Here is a 15,969-nt window from a genome sequence, read left to right as displayed (position 1 = left end):
CGAGCTGCCCCGGCTCACTCTCCCTCGCGGTCGCCGAGCGCTCGGGCCACGCGCTGCGCGGTCGACACCTTCCGCTTGCCGCGCCGGAGTCCGCGCAGCAGCGAGGCCGTCGTGACGAAGGTCTCCTCGGCCTCCTCCTGGACGACCGCGAGGAGCGCCGCGATCTCCACCACCCGCTCCTCGACCAGATCCACCATACGGCCGGTGGATTCGCTCGCGCTCGTCAGCGCCTGTCCCACGCCGTCCGCGTCGTCCCGGAGTCGGGACGCGATGCGTCGAGCCTGGTCGCTCGCCTGTTCGACGTTGTGCAGCACCGGCTTGAGGCGATCGCTGAGGTTCGTAAGGGTACCCGAGATCTGTCCCAGGGGTGCCCGGGTCTCACGCAACAGGCGGATCGCGTGCAGAAGGGCGACGAGAATCGCCACCGCGACGACGATCCATACCGCCATCCCGGCGACGACCGCGATCTCGTATGTGGTCACTGCGGCTCCTTCGGAGGACGGTCGGAGGGACTACGGGAGGGGAGTATAGGTCTGGTTCCCGGAGGGCTCAACCGTGTTTGTCCCGACGTTTGCCCCCCTCCGCGCGCCGGCTACTTTGGCGCGCGGGGCCGGTAAGGCCGGATGCGGGAACGGGCGGGAGGAAGCGCGATGCACTATCGGATCGAGGGCGGAAACGAGCTGAGCGGCGTGTTCAAGCCGGCCGGCAACAAGAACGCCGCCCTCCCGATCCTCGCCGCCGTGCTGCTCACGCGCGACCCGGTGCGCATTGAGAACGTCCCGCGCATCAGGGATGTGGAGACGCTGCTCGGCCTCCTCCGCAGCCTTGGCGTCGAGGGTGGCTGGACGGGCCCCGGCGTCCTCGAGCTCGACGCCGCCGGCGTGGACGCGAGGGCGATTCCCGACGCGGATCTGGCCGGCCGGATCCGCGGATCGGTACTGCTCGCGGGCCCCATGCTGGCCCGGGTGGGGGCGGTCCAGCTGCCGCAGCCCGGGGGGGATTTCATCGGGCGCCGCCGCCTGGATACACACATGCTCGCGCTGCAGGCGCTCGGGGCGACCGTCGAGGTCGGAGATCGCTACGTCCTGCGCACCCCCGGTCTGCGCGGCGCTTCCGTCTTCCTCGATGAACCCTCCGTGACCGGGACGGAGAACGCCGTGCTCGCGGCCGCGACGGCCACGGGCACGACGGAGCTCCGCAACGTCGCCACGGAGCCCCACGTGCAGGATCTCTGCCGCTTTCTCGTCGCGCTCGGCGCCCGCATCGACGGTATCGGGACATCCAGACTCGTCATCGAAGGCGTGGAAGCTCTGGGAGGCGGTACGTTCCGCATCGGGCCGGATCACATCGAGATCGGAAGCGTGATCGGCCTGGCGGCGGCGACAGGCTCGACGCTCGCGATCGCCGATGTGGACCGCACCCACTTCGACCCCCTGCGTGTCGGGTTCCGGCGCCTCGGCCTCGACTTCGCGTGGCGGGATGACCAGCTCCTCGTGCGCGGTGCGGGAGAACTCGAGATCCAGCCTGATCTCGGAGGGCAGATACCGAAGATCGATGACGGACCCTGGCCGGCGTTCCCCGCCGATCTGATCAGCATCGCGCTCGTGACCGCTACCCAGTGCCGCGGCACCGTCCTCATCCACGAGAAGATGTTCGAGTCGCGGATGTTCTTCGTCGACAAGGTGATCGCCATGGGCGCCCGCATCGTCCTCTGCGATCCGCACAGGGCCGTCGTCGTGGGACCTTCGCCGTTGCGCGGGGCCACCCTCGAGAGCCCGGACATCCGGGCCGGCATGGCGCTTCTCATAGCGGCGCTCGCGGCGGAAGGTACGAGTCGCGTGCACAACATCGGACAGATCGAGCGTGGCTACGAGCGCATGCACGAACGCCTCGCGTCGCTGGGGGCCCGTATCGAACGCATCGCGCCCGAGGGCGCATGAGAGCACGGGAGCCGACTGCCGCGGTGCAGGCAGAGGGGGTAGCGGAGGTCCTCGGGGCCCGGTCACTCGAGGGACTCCAGGTCGCGGAGGTCCCTCGTGACGGGTTGCTGAGGTTGTCGCGGTGGGAGTCCCTCCATCCGGGAATCGTGTGCGGCATCACGACGGCAGCGCGCGGAGACCTGGCGGTCGCGCAGGCCCCCGCAGAACGCGTAGCCGCGGTCTACGGCGGCCTGGCTCGGGAGCTCGGCTTTCGCCGCGTATCCGTGCCGGACCAGGTGCACGGCACGGATATCCGGGAGATCCGTGTCGCGCCCGGGCGGGCCTCGGGGACGTGCACCGTCACGCGGGCGGGTCGCGTGGACGGCCAGTTGGCGGACGGGGTCGGTTGGCTGCTTGCGGCGACGGCCGCCGATTGTGTGCCCGTCTTCCTGTGGTCCCGGGAATTCGGGCGCATCGGACTGCTCCACGCGGGATGGCGCGGTGCGGCGGCCGGCATCCTGTCGCGCGCGCTCGCCCGGTTCGGACGCGATCCCGGCGGCGGATCCCGTGGCGCCGTCCAGGACCTCCGTGTCCATCTGGGGCCCGCGATCTGCGGCCGCTGTTATGAGGTCGACACGCCCGTGCTCTCCGCGTTCGGTTTCGGCGGCGCGCGCGCGCGCCTCGATCTGAGGGGCATCCTCGCCGCGCAGGCAGTGGCCGCCGGCGTTGAACGCGACGCTCTTTCCAGTTCGCGCTTCTGCACGTCATGCGGCCCCGGCGACCTTCATTCACACCGTGCGAGCGGCGGCTCGATGGCACGAATGGCCGCTTTCCTGGGGCTCCGGAGCGACTGAACCGTACGCTCGGGCGGGACGGTCGGCAGGCTGTTGCAGCGGGTCGGACCCCGCCGTATGTTCCGATTCGCATGTCCACATACGTCCGCGCGGGCCGGCGGGCGATGGCGTTACTCGAAGTGGGGAAGCTGTACGGGCCCCACTTTTTTTTGCAGTAGAGGCGAACCGGTTTGTCCGAAAGGGTCGGTCAATGCTGGACTCGGGGGACATCGAACGCGCGGTCAAAGCCCTCGGTTTCGAGGTCGTGCAGATGGAGCGGGGCGGGGGCCGTCGGCGGCCGTTGCTCAGGCTCCGGATCGATCGACCGGGTCTGTCGTCGGCGCAGTCGGGCATCACGGTGGACGACTGCGTCGCGGTGACGAGGCAATTGCGCGGCGCGCTCGAAGATGGGGCGGCGGAGGACTGGGTCCTCGAAGTGTCGTCGCCGGGGGTGGATCGTCCGCTCGTCAAGGCCGCGGACTACGCCCGGTTCGCCGGGTCGCGGATTCGGGTGCGGGGGTACGGTCCGCTGGCCGATCGAGGCCGAAAACTGGAAGGGACGCTGCTCGGGATGGTGGAGGAAACCCCCGAGACGTTCGCGCTGGAGATCGAGGGGGATCGCGTGGAGATCCCGCTGGAGGATGTGGCTTCCGCCCGCCTGGCCTATGACTGGGACCAGGCCGGCGGCGTGGATGGGAGATAGAGAGAAGCGATGAACGATCAGATTCCGATCGTTGAAGCATTCCGTATGATGGCGGCGAACAAGTCGCTGACGGAATTGGAGTTGCATGATCTCATCCGCGACGGGATCCAGGCAGCTCTCGCCCGTCGTTTCGGCGGTCCGGTCGAGGCCGAGATCGACATTACCGATGGAGGTGACATTTCGATCGTCGTCCTCAAGGAGGTCGTCGAGGAGGTCGAGGACCCGGCTCGGGAAGTGACCCTCGAGCAGGCTCGGTGGGACGATCCCGACTTCCAGGTCGGCGACCTCATGGAAATCCCGGTCGATTTCCGGGACTTCGGGCGCAGCGCGGTCATGGCCGCCAAGCAGAGGATCATTCAGCGCATCCGGGAGGGAGAGCGCGACCGGATCCGCATGGAGTTCAATGACCGGGTCGGAGACCTCGTCTCCGGCGAGGTGCAGGCGAGCGAGCGCGGCAAACTCGTCGTCATGCTGAACCGGTCGCGTGATGCCGAAGCGATCATCCCGTGGCGCGAGCAGAATCCGCGGGAACGCTTCCGCCAGGGAGAGCCGATCCGGGCGGTGCTGAAGCTCCTGGAAGAGACGCCGCGAGGCCCGCGACTCATCCTCTCGCGCGCGGATCCCCAGTTCGTCGCATCGCTGTTCGCGCTCGAGGTGCCGGAGATCTACCAGGACATCGTCGAGATCAAGGAGATCGTCCGGGAAGCGGGTGGCCGCACCAAGGTAGCGGTCGCCTCCCGCGACGAGTCCGTCGACCCGGTCGGCGCCTGTGTCGGCCTGAAGGGCTCGCGCGTGCAGGCCGTCGTATCGGAGTTGAGCGGAGAGCGCATCGACATCGTTCCGTGGCACCCCGATCCCGAGATCTTTGCTCGCCGCGCCCTGGCTCCGGCCCGCGTGGCAAAAGTGATCTCGAACCAGGAGGGGCATGTCATTACGGCGATCGTGGACGAAGACCAGCTGTCGCTGGCGATCGGGCGTAACGGGCAGAACGTGCGGTTGGCCTCACAGTTGATCGGGTGGCAGATCGATCTGTACTCCAGCCGCGACTGGATGGAGCGCGGCGGAGAGAGCGGCCTGTTCGGCGGCGGTGACGAGTATGAGATGTCGGATTTTCCACTCTCCGAACTCGAGGGCATCGCGCCGGCTACGCTGGCGGCGCTCGAGGCGGCCGGGATCGGCAGCTTCTACGGCCTGCTCGACATGGACCGGAGCGATTTTCTCCAGGTTCCGGGTATCGGGCCCGATGAGGCCGATACGCTGGAAGCGCTCATCGATGAGCTGACGGTGGTGGACGAGACGCAGACGGCGAGCGGCGGGCCTGCGAAGGCGGATACGGAGGCGGATACGGAGGCGCCTGCGAAGGCGGACGTCGCGGTGGACACACCGGCCCCGGACGCTCCGGAAGAGCCGCGTGCGGAACCGGCGGATGCGATGAGCACTGCGGCCGCGAGCGAGGGGACCGCCTGAAGCGCGGCGAAGCCCCGGGGCGGGCGGGAGGTACGCTGAGCCTGCTCGGGATCGCGACGCGCGCGGGCCGGGTCGCTCTCGGAACCCGGGCCGTGGATATCGCGGCACGCAGGGGGCGGCTCGCCCTGCTCGTGGTCGCGGGCGACGCATCGCGGCATGCGCTGGGCCGCCTGACGCCAAAGGCGCGGCGGGCGTCGCGCCTAACGGTGGCGAGCCGCAGCGCGCTCGGACGGGCGCTCGGACGGAACGATGTTGCCGTGGTCGGTGTCACGGATGTGGCGCTGGCTAAGCGGATTCTCGAAGGGGAGCATGCGCCCCCACAGGGTGGGGAGCATGCGCCCCCACAGGGTGATGACAGCTCCGGGTCGCGAGGAGACCTGGAAGGGCAGGTGCCTGGACAATGAAGCGTGTCTTTGAGGTCGCAGAGGAACTCAGTCTCGACACGAGTCACCTCATCCAGTTGCTGCGCGAGATGGATGTGCCCGTGCGGAGCCACATGTCGGGCGTGGACTCGGCGAGCGTAGCGCGCCTGCACGCGCGGCTCGAGCGCGAACGGCGGGGTGAGGCGGTCACCGGTACGGCAGCTCCGATGCGGCGCCGGCGTCGCCGGCGGAGGGCCGCTCCCCCGACGCTCACCGCGACGCCGGAAGTAGAGCCCGAAGACGGGATGGAGGCGTCCCCCGAGCCGGAGGAGGACGCTGCGGCGGCCACCGCCGCGCCGGAAGTCGAACCTCCGATCGAGGCGGAGGTCGAGATCGAGGCCGAAGTCGAGGCTGAGCCCGAAGTTGCCATCGAGGACGCCCGGGACGAAATCCCGGCCGAGCCCGACGCCGACGCCGACGCCGAAGTCGAAGCCGAAGTCGAAGCCGACCCGGAGCCCCCGGAAGCAGCCGAGACGCCCGAGGAAGCAGAGCCGGTGGAGCCGGAGGCGAGCGTCGAGGTCGCCGAGCCGGCCGAGCCGGAAACCGCCGAACCCGAGCCCGAAACCGAAGTGGAACCGGCGGCAGAGGCCCCGGCCGCTCCCCCGCGCCCCGCGCGTCGGCCCAAGCCGGTCCGCCGGGATATGCCCTCGCCGGCGGCGCCCACCGCGTCGGGTCCAACAGCCTCGGCGGGCCCCGGCGGCAAGGTGCGAATCTCGGCCGAGGGTTACACGGTCGACGGGCGAAAGAAGATCCGCGGCGGAGATGGGAAGAAGCGGCGGCGTGTCGACCGGAACGCCGTCCAGCAGAATTTCCGCAAGACCTTGGCCGCGATGGGCCAGTCCTCGCCGCGCAAGCGTCGCCGCGAAACGCAGACCCAGCAGCGCGAGGCGGAGCGCGAGCAGCGCGAACTCGAGCAACGCACGGAGAAGGCGACGGTCCGGGTCAACGAATTCCTCACTGTGTCCGAACTCGCCGATCTGATCGAGGTCCCGCCGCAGGCCATCATCACCTCGGCGTTCAAGAACCTCGGCCTCATGGTGACGATCAATCAGCGGCTCGACTTTGGCCAGATCGAACTCATCTGCGAGGAGGCCGGCTTCACGGCGATCCGTGAAGAGGGGTTCGAGGCGGACGTCGCGAGCGAAGACGAGGATCTTCCCGAGGACGAGAGTCAACTCGTGTCGAGGCCGCCGATCGTGACCGTGATGGGCCACGTCGACCATGGGAAGACATCACTGCTCGACCGCATCAGGAGCACCAACGTGATCGCGGGCGAGGCCGGCGGGATCACGCAGCACATCGGCGCCTATCACGTGGTTCTCTCCGAGGGGCGCACGATCACTTTCCTGGACACGCCCGGCCACGAGGCGTTTACGGCGATGCGGGCGCGCGGCGCGGAGGTCACGGACATCGTGATTCTCGTCGTGGCGGCCGACGATTCGGTGATGCCGCAGACGATCGAAGCAATCAGCCACGCGCGGAACGCGAGCGTGCCCATCGTCGTCGCGGTGAACAAGGTCGACCTGCCAACTGCGGATGTGAACAAAGTCAAGAGGGAACTCCTCGCACGCGAGGTGGTCCTCGAGGACTTCGGCGGCGAGATCCTGGGGGCGGACGTCTCGGCCAAGACGGGCGAGGGGTTGGAGGACCTGCTCGAGAAGGTGCTCCTCCAGGCGGAGATACTCGAGTTGAAAGCGAATCCGGACCGGGAAGCCCGGGGCACCGTGGTCGAGGCGCAGCTGGACCGGGGCATGGGTCCGGTCGCGACCGTGCTCGTGGAGCGCGGGACGTTGGAGGTCGGCGCCGACTTCGTCTGCGGGCTGCATGGCGGACGGGTCCGCGCGCTCCTCGACGAGCGGGGGCGCAAGGTCACGAGCGCCGGACCGGGGATCCCCGTGCGCGTGCTCGGGGTCGAGGGTGTTCCGCAGGCCGGCGACTCGCTCGTCGTCCTCTCCGCTTCACGCGTCCGTGAGATCGTCTCCAGGCGCCAGCAACTGGAGCGCGAGAAGGATATCCGCCGCAAGGCGACGGGAACGCGGCTCGAGGATGTCTTCGAAGCGGTCAAGGCGGGCGAGCGCGCGCGTCTGAACGTCGTCATCAAGGGCGATACGGACGGCTCCGTCCAGGCGCTCTCCGACAGTCTCGAGCGGTTGTCGACCGACGAGGTCTCCGTAGAGGTCATCCACCGGGCGGTAGGCGGCATCAACGAGTCCGACATCCTGCTGGCTTCGACGTCGGCGGCCATCGTCGTCGGCTTCCATGTCCGGCCCGACGCCGGGGCCGCGACGGCGGCGGAACGCGAGTCGATCGAGATCCGCATCTACAACGTGATCTACGAGGCGGTCGAGGAGATTCGCCTCGCACTCGAGGGTCTGCTCGCGCCCGAGGAGCGCGAGATCACGGTGGGAATGGCCGAGATTCGCGAGCTCTTCCGTGTCCCGAAGGCAGGGACCATTGCCGGGTGCTACGTGCAGACCGGCACCATGCGGCGCAACCTCCCGATACGTCTCCTGCGCGACCAGATCCAGATCTACCAGGGTCGGATCGACAGTCTGCGTCGGTTCAAGGAGGATGTGCGCGAGGTGAGAGACGGGTACGAGTGCGGCATCTCCGTCGAGAACTACAACGACATCAAGGTCGGCGATGTGATCGAGTGCTACGAGGTGGTGGAGGTTGCGCGCACGCTCTCCGGAGCGCCGGCGGGCTGATCCTCGGCGGGGCAAGCGCATGGCCGTCATCGGCGTGGGCCGCTGGGTGTTTCACCTCCCGGGGTGCCGGTCGCTCAAGATGAAGCGCTCGGTGATTCGCAGCCTGCGCGAGCGCGCCATCCTGAAGTTCCGGGTATCCGCCGCCGAGACCGGCCTCCGCGACCGGGCCTCGATGGCCGAGATCACGGCCTGCGTCATCTCGGCGGATCGACGCCACGCCGAGTCCGTGATCGGACGCGTGGACCTCTTCCTCAGATCCGATCCGAGGGCGCACATCGTCGAGTCGGAGACGGAATTCCTGTGAGGGCCGACCGCCAGGCGCGGGGGAGGGCATGACCCACCGTCACCGGAGTGAACGGCTGGGCGAACTCTTCAGGCGCGAACTCACGCGCCTGCTGCTCGGATCGCTCAAGGATCCGCGCCTCGACGGCGTGACCGTGACCGAAGTGCGTGCGACGAAGGATCTCTCGTTCGCCACCGTCTACATTCGCTCGGACGCCGACGTGGAGGAGGGAATCGAGGGCCTCGAACACGCGGTGGGGTTCATACGACGGGAACTTGGCCGATCGCTCCGGCTGCGGAAGATCCCGGAATTCCGCTTTCTCTCCGACGAGACGCCGGAGCACGCGAGCCGCATTGAACAGCTGTTGCGCCAGGTTCGAGAGGAAGAGGGGCCGCGTGGCGACTGAAGCAGGTCTGCTCCTGGTCGACAAGCCCGCCGGAGCCACCTCGCACGACATCGTCCTTCGACTCCGACGGGCGCTGGGCGTGCGGCGGGTCGGCCACACCGGGACGCTGGACCCCTTCGCCACCGGGCTTCTGTTGGCACTTGTCGGGCCGTTCACGCGTCTCGCGGACCTGTACCATGGCCTGGCGAAGGCGTACGAGGCGACGATGATGCTGGGACGGGAGACGGACACGGACGATCTCACCGGAACGACCGTGTCGGAGGATGCCGGTTGGCGGGACCTCGACGCCGAGACGATCGAGGCGTCGCTCGCGGCTCGCCGGGGCCCCGGTCTACAGGTGCCCTCCACCTACTCGGCGCGCCGGGCCGGCGGCGAGCGCGCCTACGCGCTGGCCCGGCGCGGCGTGCGCCCCGAGCTCGAGGCGCGCGAGGTGACCATCCACGAGATCATCGTGCTGGAGGTCGACCTGCCGTGCATCCGTTTCCGTACACGGGTCTCCACCGGCACCTATGTGCGCGCGCTGGCTCGCGATATCGGGCGGGATCTGGGACCCGGAGCACACCTGACGGCGCTGCGGCGCACGGCGATCGGCCCCTTCGAGGCAGAGGAAGCGGCATCGCCGGAAGCGGTGGCCGAAGCGGTGACCTCGGCGTCCTCTGCCTGGCGCCCCGGGATGGCCGCCCTCCCCTGGGTGCCCCGGCGCGAAGTGACCGACGCGGAACGGGACGAGATCCGGTACGGAAGATCGGTCGAGCAGGGGAACGTGCTGCGTCCCCCGGGGAGCGCGGGCGACCCCGGGGCTTCCCCCGTCGAGTCGGTCGCGCTGTGCGCCTCCGACAGGCTCGTCGCCATCGCCGAAGGACGCGACGGTCGCCTCTATCCGAAGAAGGTGTTCGCCGCGTGAGCGGTCTCCCGCCGCAGGTCCGGGGTACCATCGTCACCATGGGGACGTTCGATGGCGTCCACCTCGGCCACCAGGCTATCCTGCGAGACGTTCGGGATCGCGCACGAGCGCGAAACGGCTGCACGGCGCTCATCACCTTCGACCCCCATCCCCTCCGCGTCGTTCGCCCCGAAGCTGCTCCCCCGCTCCTCACGCTGCCCGACGAGAAGAAGGAAATCCTCGCCCAACTCGGCCTGGACTACGTCGCGTTCATCTCCTTCACGCTGGAGCTGTCCCGCTACTCTCCCGAGAAGTTCGTCGAGGACATCATCGTCCCGCGCTTCCGCCCGGCGGAGGTCGTGATCGGGTATGACCACGGGTTCGGGCGCGGGCGCAGCGGAGACGTCTCCGTGCTCGAGCGGCTGGGCGGGATCCACGGGTTCGAGGTCTCGGTCGTCGGGGGCGTCGAGGCGGACGGGTCCGCCGTATCCTCCACCCGCGTCCGGCGGGCTGTGGCCTCGGGCGACATGGAAGGGGCAGCGGCGGGCCTCGGGCGCCCGTATTCGTTCGGCGGGACCGTGATCCGGGGGTTGGGACGGGGCAGGACGCTCGGCTTCCCGACCGCCAACCTCACCTCTCCGCCTCCCGAGAAGCTCGTGCCGGCCGAGGGCATCTACGCCGTGTGCGCGACGCTGGGTTCCGAACGGTTGGAGGGGCTGCTGCACCTCGGCCCGAGGCCGACGTTCGCCGGCTCTCCGCCGGCCATCGAACTCTTCCTCCTCGATTTCGATCGCGAGATCTACGGCGAGCGCGTGGTCGTCGACGTTCTCCACAGGTTGCGCGAGGTGCGGTCGTTCGCGTCCGGGGACGATCTCGTCGCCCAGATGCAGCGGGACCTGGCGGACGGCCGCGACTACTTCAGGGAGATGCGGACATGAGCGGCCGGCCGATGACAGAGACGAGGTATCCGTGGCTCATCGCACTGGTTGTCAGCGCAGGCATCCCGTCATCGTCGCTTGCCCAATCGTTCCTGCCCATTACCGAGGAAGCGGGAGAGTGCACGGTCCAGCTCCGCGAGATCCTTCGTCTCGGTGCGCCCGGAGACCCGGGGACGATCGGGAGTCGTCCGGAAATCACGAGAACGGCGGAGGGCGACTACATCGTGGCGAGCGTGGAGAACCGCGGGGAACTGCTCCTCTTCGACTCGGCTGGCGCGTTCCTGGAGGTCCTTGGAGGGAACGGAGACGGGCCCGGCGAGTATCGTGTCCCGGGGCGCATTCGTCCCGGGTCCGATGGCAGCCTGCGAATCCTGGACCTGGTCAACCGCCGCATCACGCACCTGCCACCGAATGAGGGACTCCCTGAAACGACGGATATTCGAAGCCTGCACGGACTCGATTTCGTGACGCTCGCCGCCGGGCAACGCCATGCCGTCTCGGGGTTCGGCCAGTTCGACGATGCACTCAGTGCGACGACGGAGATCGTCGGCAGCGACGGGGTCCGGCTCGCGAGCCTCGGTACCGTGCCTGTCGCTTCGTGGGTCGTGAATTTCTTCCGCGCGCCCGTCGCCCTGGACGGGCAGCGCAGAGTATGGACGACCCGGGCCGGGGAATACGGGTTCGAGGCCTGGGATCCGGCGCAGGATGGCGGGCCGCTCACGCGCCTGGTCGGAGAGCCCGCCTGGTTCGACCCGGGGCCGCCGCAACCGGGGGCGCCCGTCACCGCGCCCGCTCCCTCCATCGTCATCAGTCTGCGTTTTGACCGGGGCCTGTTGTGGGCCGGCACCTGGGTCGCCGACGAAGACTGGGAGGCGGGCGCCGGTGCGGCGCCTTCGCCGCTCGAACTCGATCGCCTCCTCGACACCATGCTTGACGTCATCGATCCGGAGAGCGGACGGCTCATCGCGCGCTCACGTCGCGATGGGGCGCTGAGGGGTACGGGAGACGACGCGCTACTGTTCGGCGTGCGCGAAGAGGGGGGCATCGCCCGCGCCGTCATCTTCGAGCCCGTGCTCTCCGGCCGCGGCTGTCCCTCCTCGGTCGAGCCGGGGATGTGAGCACGGCCTTCTCGCACATGGTCGAGCCGATCTTCGCGGCGGAGGGCTTCGCCAAGCGATTCGGTAATGCGGAAGTGCCGCCGCGCTTCTCGCCGCCCTGTGAGCTAGCGGTCAATCCGAAGACCGAGTGGCGACGTACCTTTACAGAGACGCCTGCCGATTCTACTTTTCTGGACTGTATATGAAGCGGTGGAGCGGGATTCGCCGCTCTCCCGGTCGTCCGGATGGTTGAAGCGGGGCGACGGATCGAGAGACAATAGAGAGACGTGGAAAAGACAACAAAGCAGGGAATCATAGAAAAGTTCTCGCGGCGCGAGAACGACCAGGGGTCGGCTCCGGTGCAGATCGCACTGCTCACGGCCCGCATCGAAGAGTTGACCGGGCACTTCCGGGATCATCCCAAGGATCACCACAGCCGCCGCGGACTGCTGAAGATGGTCGGCCGTCGTCGTCGCCTGCTGAACTACCTTCGCAGGACGGATCTCGACCGCTACCGAACGGTCATCGAGGAGCTTGGGCTACGCCATTGAGGCGCCGTCCTGCTCTCCATCGTTCAGCCTCCGCCGCTCCTGGCCCGCTCTGTCGGGCCCCCCGCCTTCCTTCCCTCGTATCGATCCGGGTCGCCGCCAGCGGCGGGATGGATCGCCGCTTGAATGCAGCGGGGCTCTTGCCGCGGGCTGCCAGCTCGGGGCACTGAATCGAAGAAGCTGATGCAAGGTTGAGAAGACACACCATGAGCGTCCGGCCTCGTCAAAGGCGGACGCGGCGCGCGGAACCCCGCGACGCCACACTCGAAAGAAGAAGAGAAGAAAAAGAATGACACACCGAATTGAAACCGAGTTTTACGGACGGCCTCTGATCCTCGAGACGGGCCGGATGGCCCGCCAGGCCGATGGCGCCGTCTATGTGCAGTACGGGGAGACCGCCGTGCTGGTCACCGCCACGGCGGACCGGAAGCCGACGCACCTCCCATTCTTCCCTCTCACGGTCGAATACCGGGAGAAGACTTACGCCGCCGGCAAGTTCCCCGGCGGGTTCATCAAGCGGGAAACCCGGCCCGGCGACAAGGAGACAGTCTCGGCGCGGCAGATCGATCGGCCCCTCCGGCCGCTCTTCCCCGCGGACTACCGCAACGACACCCAGGTCGTCTGCTTCATCATCTCCGCGGACCAGGAGAACGACGCGGACGTCATCGGCATGCTGGGGGCCTCGACGTCTCTCCTCCTCTCCCCGATCCCGTGGGACGGACCCATCGCCGGCGTCCGGGTCGCCCGGCGCGACGGCGAGTGGCTCGTCAACCCGACCTTCGACGAGCTCGAGATGTGCGACCTGGAGATCGTCGTCGCCGGCTCCGAGGATTCGATCGTGATGGTCGAGGGCGCGTGTCTGGAGGCCGACGAGGACGAATTCCTCGAAGCGATGCAGGTGGGGCAGAAGGCAATCGTCGAGTTGATCGGGATCCAGCGCGAGCTGGTCCGGATGGCCGGAAGCCCGGACACGTTCGAGTACGAACCCGTCGGACCCGACCCCGAAGTGGTGGAGAAGGTCACGGATCTGGCGGCCGGACGGGTGGGAGACCTCCTCAGGCTCGCCGACAAGGAGGAGCGCGGACGCGGCCTGTCTGCTCTGCGCGAAGAGGTCGCGGCTCGGCTCGAGGCGGACCACCCGGATTGTTCCGGCGATGTCCGCGCGGCGCTCCGCAAACTCGAGAAAGAGACCATGCGCCGCCGCATCCTGGAGGACGGCGAACGGATCGACGGCCGCGGCATGAACGACGTTCGCGACATCACATGCGATGTCGGCCTGCTGCCGCGTACGCACGGCTCGGCGCTCTTCACGCGCGGGCAGACGCAGGCGCTGGCGGTGGCGACGCTGGGCACCGTGAGGGACGAGCAGCGCATCGACTCCGTGGATGTCCGCGAAGAGACCTCCAAGTCGTTCATGCTCCACTACAACTTCCCCGGCTTTGCGACGGGCGAGGTGAGGATGTTCCGGGGGACGAGCCGTCGCGAGACGGGGCATGGCATGCTCGCGGAGCGCGCGCTTCAGCCCCTCCTCCCGGCCTATGAGGACTTTCCGTACACGATCCGCGTCGTGTCGGACATTCTGGAGTCGAACGGGTCGAGTTCGATGGCGTCCGTCTGTGGCGGATCGCTCTCCCTCATGGATGCCGGAGTTCCGATGCGCGCTCCGTGCGCGGGGATCGCGATGGGGCTCATCAAGGAGGGCGACCAGGTCGAGATCCTCACCGACATTCTCGGCGTGGAGGACGCGCTCGGCGACATGGACTTCAAGATCGCCGGGACCGAGCGCGGGATCACCGCGGTCCAGATGGACATCAAGGCAGACGGGCTCTCCGTCGACACGCTGCAAGAGGCGCTGGCCCGGGCGCGCGACGCCCGGCTGCAGATCCTGCGGGCGATGAACGAGACGCTGGACGCGGCCCGCGAGGAGATGTCTCCGCACGCTCCGCGGATTGTCACTGTGCAGATCAACCCCCAGAAGATCGGCGAGGTCATCGGCCCGAAGGGGAAGACGATCCGCATGATCCAGGAGGAGACCGGCACCGAGGTCAACATCGACGACTCGGGCACCGTCACGATCGCGGCGCCTTCCGGCGAGCAGGCGCAGCATGCGCGGGAAATGGTGGAGGGCATCGTCCAGGAGCCGGAGGTCGGACGCGTCTACCGCGGTGTCGTAAAGAACACGACGGACTTCGGCGCCTTCGTCGAGATCATTCCGGGGGTCGAGGGCCTGTGCCACATCTCGGAACTCGAGGAAGGGCGCACCGCGAAGACGGAGGACGTGGTGAGCCCCGGCGATGAGGTGAAGGTGAAGCTGCTCGCCGTGGATGACCGCGGGCGCCTCAAGCTGTCGCGTCGCGCGGCGCTCACCCCCGTCGAACAGGCCTGACCACGTCGCGTCCCGGCCCGCGCGTGCGCGGGCCGGCTTGGGACCTGCGGCCGCTCACCGCCGTAGGTGAACGGTCCGTACCGACGGGGAGTTCCGACCGCCTCGACCGGGACGTGTACCGCACCTGCCTGCCGCGCGGGCCCACCGTGCTCACCGAGTGCATGGATTCCGTGCGCTCCGTCGCCGTCGGTTTCTGGGTGCGGCAGGGCCGCGTACACGAAGACGCCGAGCAGGGCGGCGTGTCCCACCTCCTCGAGCATATGGTCTTCAAGGGGACGCACCGGCGCTCCGCGCGCGATCTCGCATGGGAACTGGAACGGCTCGGGGGCGCGCTCGACGCGTATACGACTCACGAGTTCACAGCCTTCCAGGCGCGCGTGCCGGCGGGTGCTCTCGCCACGGCGCTCGATGTGCTGTGCGATCTCACCTTCTTCCCGCGGCTCTTCAAGCAGGACCTCGAGGTGGAACGCGAGGTCGTGCTCGAAGAAATCGCTGCCGCCGCGGAAGTGCCGGAAGACATCGCGTTCGAGGAGCACGCACGCGCCTTGTACGGTGGGCATCCGTATGGCGAGCCGATCCTCGGCACCCGGGAGTCGGTGCGGGCGCTCTCCGCGTCGGCTCTCGCGGAGGTGCACGACCGCGCGTACCGGCCGGGGAACGTGGTCGTGGCGGCTGCGGGAGCCGTGGACCACGAGGCTCTCGTGGACGGGCTGGCGCGCTGGCTTCCCGAGCGGGTCCGCGCCTCCGCCCCGGCTGACCCGCCCGCTCCAGTCGGGGAAGGCGGCTTCCGGCGGATGCGGCGCGAGGGCGGCCGCCAGACACACATCGTGACCGGAGGGCTTTCCGTTCCGTACCGCGATCCCCTTCGATACGCGATCCATGTCACGGCGACCGCTCTCGGCGGCGGAATGAGTTCGCGGCTCTTCCAGCGCATCCGTGAAGAGCGCGGTCTCGCCTACGCGGTGTACAGCTTTCACGGATTCTACGCGCAGGCGGGACACGTCGGCGCTTACGTCGGGACCCGGCCCGAGACGGCGGGCGATGCGCGAGAGGCGCTGGAGGAGGAACTGGCCTGCCTGGCACGGGACGGATTGACGGATCAGGAACTGGACGATACCCGCAGTCAGCTCAAGGGACAGTTCCTGATCTCGCTCGAATCGCCCGCAAGCCGAATGAACCGGCTTGCCGGAGTCGCCCTGTACGGCCATGAGTACCGCAGCCTGGACGAGGTGGCCGCGAAGATCGACGCGGTCGGCCATGCACAGTGTCTCGAAGCCGCCGCGTACTTCTTGCCGGACCGTCTCGCGACCCTCGAGTTGGCGCCCGTCCCCGCGCGGGCCCGAGCCGCAACCGACGCAACCTGAGCATCCCCCTGG

The 15,969-nt window shown here is 68.5% G+C and carries 16 protein-coding genes; 14 read left to right on the top strand and 2 right to left on the bottom strand.

The features are described from left to right. Window positions 1-14: 14 nt before the first annotated feature. Window positions 15-482 (bottom strand): hypothetical protein, encoded by a 468-nt coding sequence (locus tag ACOOGH_RS06840; protein ID WP_420448208.1) that lies wholly within the window; start codon window positions 480-482, stop codon window positions 15-17. A gap of 168 nt (window positions 483-650) precedes the next feature. On the opposite strand from ACOOGH_RS06840, the gene murA reads away from it, so the two are divergent. The 4 genes from murA (at window position 651) to nusA (ending at window position 4,922) form a co-directional block, all read left to right on the top strand. Next, window positions 651-1,940 carry a UDP-N-acetylglucosamine 1-carboxyvinyltransferase gene (murA, locus tag ACOOGH_RS06835; protein WP_420448207.1) on the top strand — a complete coding sequence of 430 codons (1,290 nt, stop codon included), beginning with the start codon at window positions 651-653 and terminating at the stop codon, window positions 1,938-1,940. Further along, window positions 1,937-2,773 carry a polyphenol oxidase family protein gene (locus tag ACOOGH_RS06830; RefSeq protein WP_420448206.1) on the top strand — a complete coding sequence of 279 codons (837 nt, stop codon included), beginning with the start codon at window positions 1,937-1,939 and terminating at the stop codon, window positions 2,771-2,773. The genes murA and ACOOGH_RS06830 overlap by 4 nt, the downstream gene beginning before the upstream one ends. A gap of 190 nt (window positions 2,774-2,963) precedes the next feature. After that, window positions 2,964-3,455, top strand: a complete 492-nt coding sequence (rimP, locus tag ACOOGH_RS06825; protein ID WP_420448205.1) for a ribosome maturation factor RimP — start codon at window positions 2,964-2,966, stop codon at window positions 3,453-3,455. 9 nt (window positions 3,456-3,464) lie between these two features. Then, window positions 3,465-4,922, top strand: a complete 1,458-nt coding sequence (nusA, locus tag ACOOGH_RS06820; RefSeq protein WP_420448204.1) for a transcription termination factor NusA — start codon at window positions 3,465-3,467, stop codon at window positions 4,920-4,922. 200 nt (window positions 4,923-5,122) lie between these two features. Here nusA and ACOOGH_RS06815 read toward each other — a convergent pair whose 3' ends face one another. Beyond that, entirely contained in the window at window positions 5,123-5,323 is a 201-nt protein-coding gene (locus tag ACOOGH_RS06815) for a hypothetical protein (protein ID WP_420448203.1), read from the bottom strand. Here ACOOGH_RS06815 and infB point away from each other — a divergent pair. The 10 genes from infB (at window position 5,323) to ACOOGH_RS06765 (ending at window position 15,957) form a co-directional block, all read left to right on the top strand. Further along, window positions 5,323-8,052, top strand: a complete 2,730-nt coding sequence (infB, locus tag ACOOGH_RS06810; RefSeq protein WP_420448202.1) for a translation initiation factor IF-2 — start codon at window positions 5,323-5,325, stop codon at window positions 8,050-8,052. The genes ACOOGH_RS06815 and infB overlap by 1 nt on opposite strands. 19 nt (window positions 8,053-8,071) lie before the next feature. Further along, window positions 8,072-8,356, top strand: coding sequence for a DUF503 domain-containing protein (locus tag ACOOGH_RS06805; RefSeq protein ID WP_420448201.1), 285 nt, complete (start codon window positions 8,072-8,074; stop codon window positions 8,354-8,356). A 28-nt stretch (window positions 8,357-8,384) separates the two neighbouring features. Beyond that, complete coding sequence (rbfA, locus tag ACOOGH_RS06800) at window positions 8,385-8,741, top strand: 30S ribosome-binding factor RbfA (RefSeq protein WP_420448200.1); 357 nt, start codon at window positions 8,385-8,387, stop codon at window positions 8,739-8,741. Further along, window positions 8,731-9,645 carry a tRNA pseudouridine(55) synthase TruB gene (gene truB, locus ACOOGH_RS06795; protein ID WP_420448199.1) on the top strand — a complete coding sequence of 305 codons (915 nt, stop codon included), beginning with the start codon at window positions 8,731-8,733 and terminating at the stop codon, window positions 9,643-9,645. Before rbfA ends, truB begins: the two co-directional genes overlap by 11 nt. Beyond that, a complete protein-coding gene (locus ACOOGH_RS06790) occupies window positions 9,642-10,562 on the top strand; it encodes a bifunctional riboflavin kinase/FAD synthetase (protein WP_420448198.1) in 921 nt (306 codons plus the stop codon). Before truB ends, ACOOGH_RS06790 begins: the two co-directional genes overlap by 4 nt. Beyond that, window positions 10,559-11,680 (top strand): hypothetical protein, encoded by a 1,122-nt coding sequence (locus ACOOGH_RS06785; RefSeq protein WP_420448197.1) that lies wholly within the window; start codon window positions 10,559-10,561, stop codon window positions 11,678-11,680. Before ACOOGH_RS06790 ends, ACOOGH_RS06785 begins: the two co-directional genes overlap by 4 nt. After that, window positions 11,677-11,865 carry a hypothetical protein gene (locus ACOOGH_RS06780; RefSeq protein WP_420448196.1) on the top strand — a complete coding sequence of 63 codons (189 nt, stop codon included), beginning with the start codon at window positions 11,677-11,679 and terminating at the stop codon, window positions 11,863-11,865. The genes ACOOGH_RS06785 and ACOOGH_RS06780 overlap by 4 nt, the downstream gene beginning before the upstream one ends. An 81-nt stretch (window positions 11,866-11,946) precedes the next feature. Then, window positions 11,947-12,210: a 30S ribosomal protein S15 gene (gene rpsO, locus ACOOGH_RS06775; protein ID WP_420440798.1), complete on the top strand. Its 264-nt coding sequence runs from the start codon at window positions 11,947-11,949 to the stop codon at window positions 12,208-12,210. A gap of 286 nt (window positions 12,211-12,496) precedes the next feature. Next, window positions 12,497-14,593 carry a polyribonucleotide nucleotidyltransferase gene (locus tag ACOOGH_RS06770; RefSeq protein ID WP_420448195.1) on the top strand — a complete coding sequence of 699 codons (2,097 nt, stop codon included), beginning with the start codon at window positions 12,497-12,499 and terminating at the stop codon, window positions 14,591-14,593. A gap of 23 nt (window positions 14,594-14,616) precedes the next feature. After that, window positions 14,617-15,957: a M16 family metallopeptidase gene (locus ACOOGH_RS06765; RefSeq protein ID WP_420448194.1), complete on the top strand. Its 1,341-nt coding sequence runs from the start codon at window positions 14,617-14,619 to the stop codon at window positions 15,955-15,957. Window positions 15,958-15,969: the final 12 nt, after the last annotated feature.

The sequence above is a fragment of the Candidatus Palauibacter sp. genome (genome assembly GCF_965213655.1).
Taxonomy (GTDB): Bacteria; Gemmatimonadota; Gemmatimonadetes; order Palauibacterales; family Palauibacteraceae; genus Palauibacter.
Note: the sequence above shows the minus strand (reverse complement) of the source record. Positions and strands in the feature narration are given on the sequence as shown.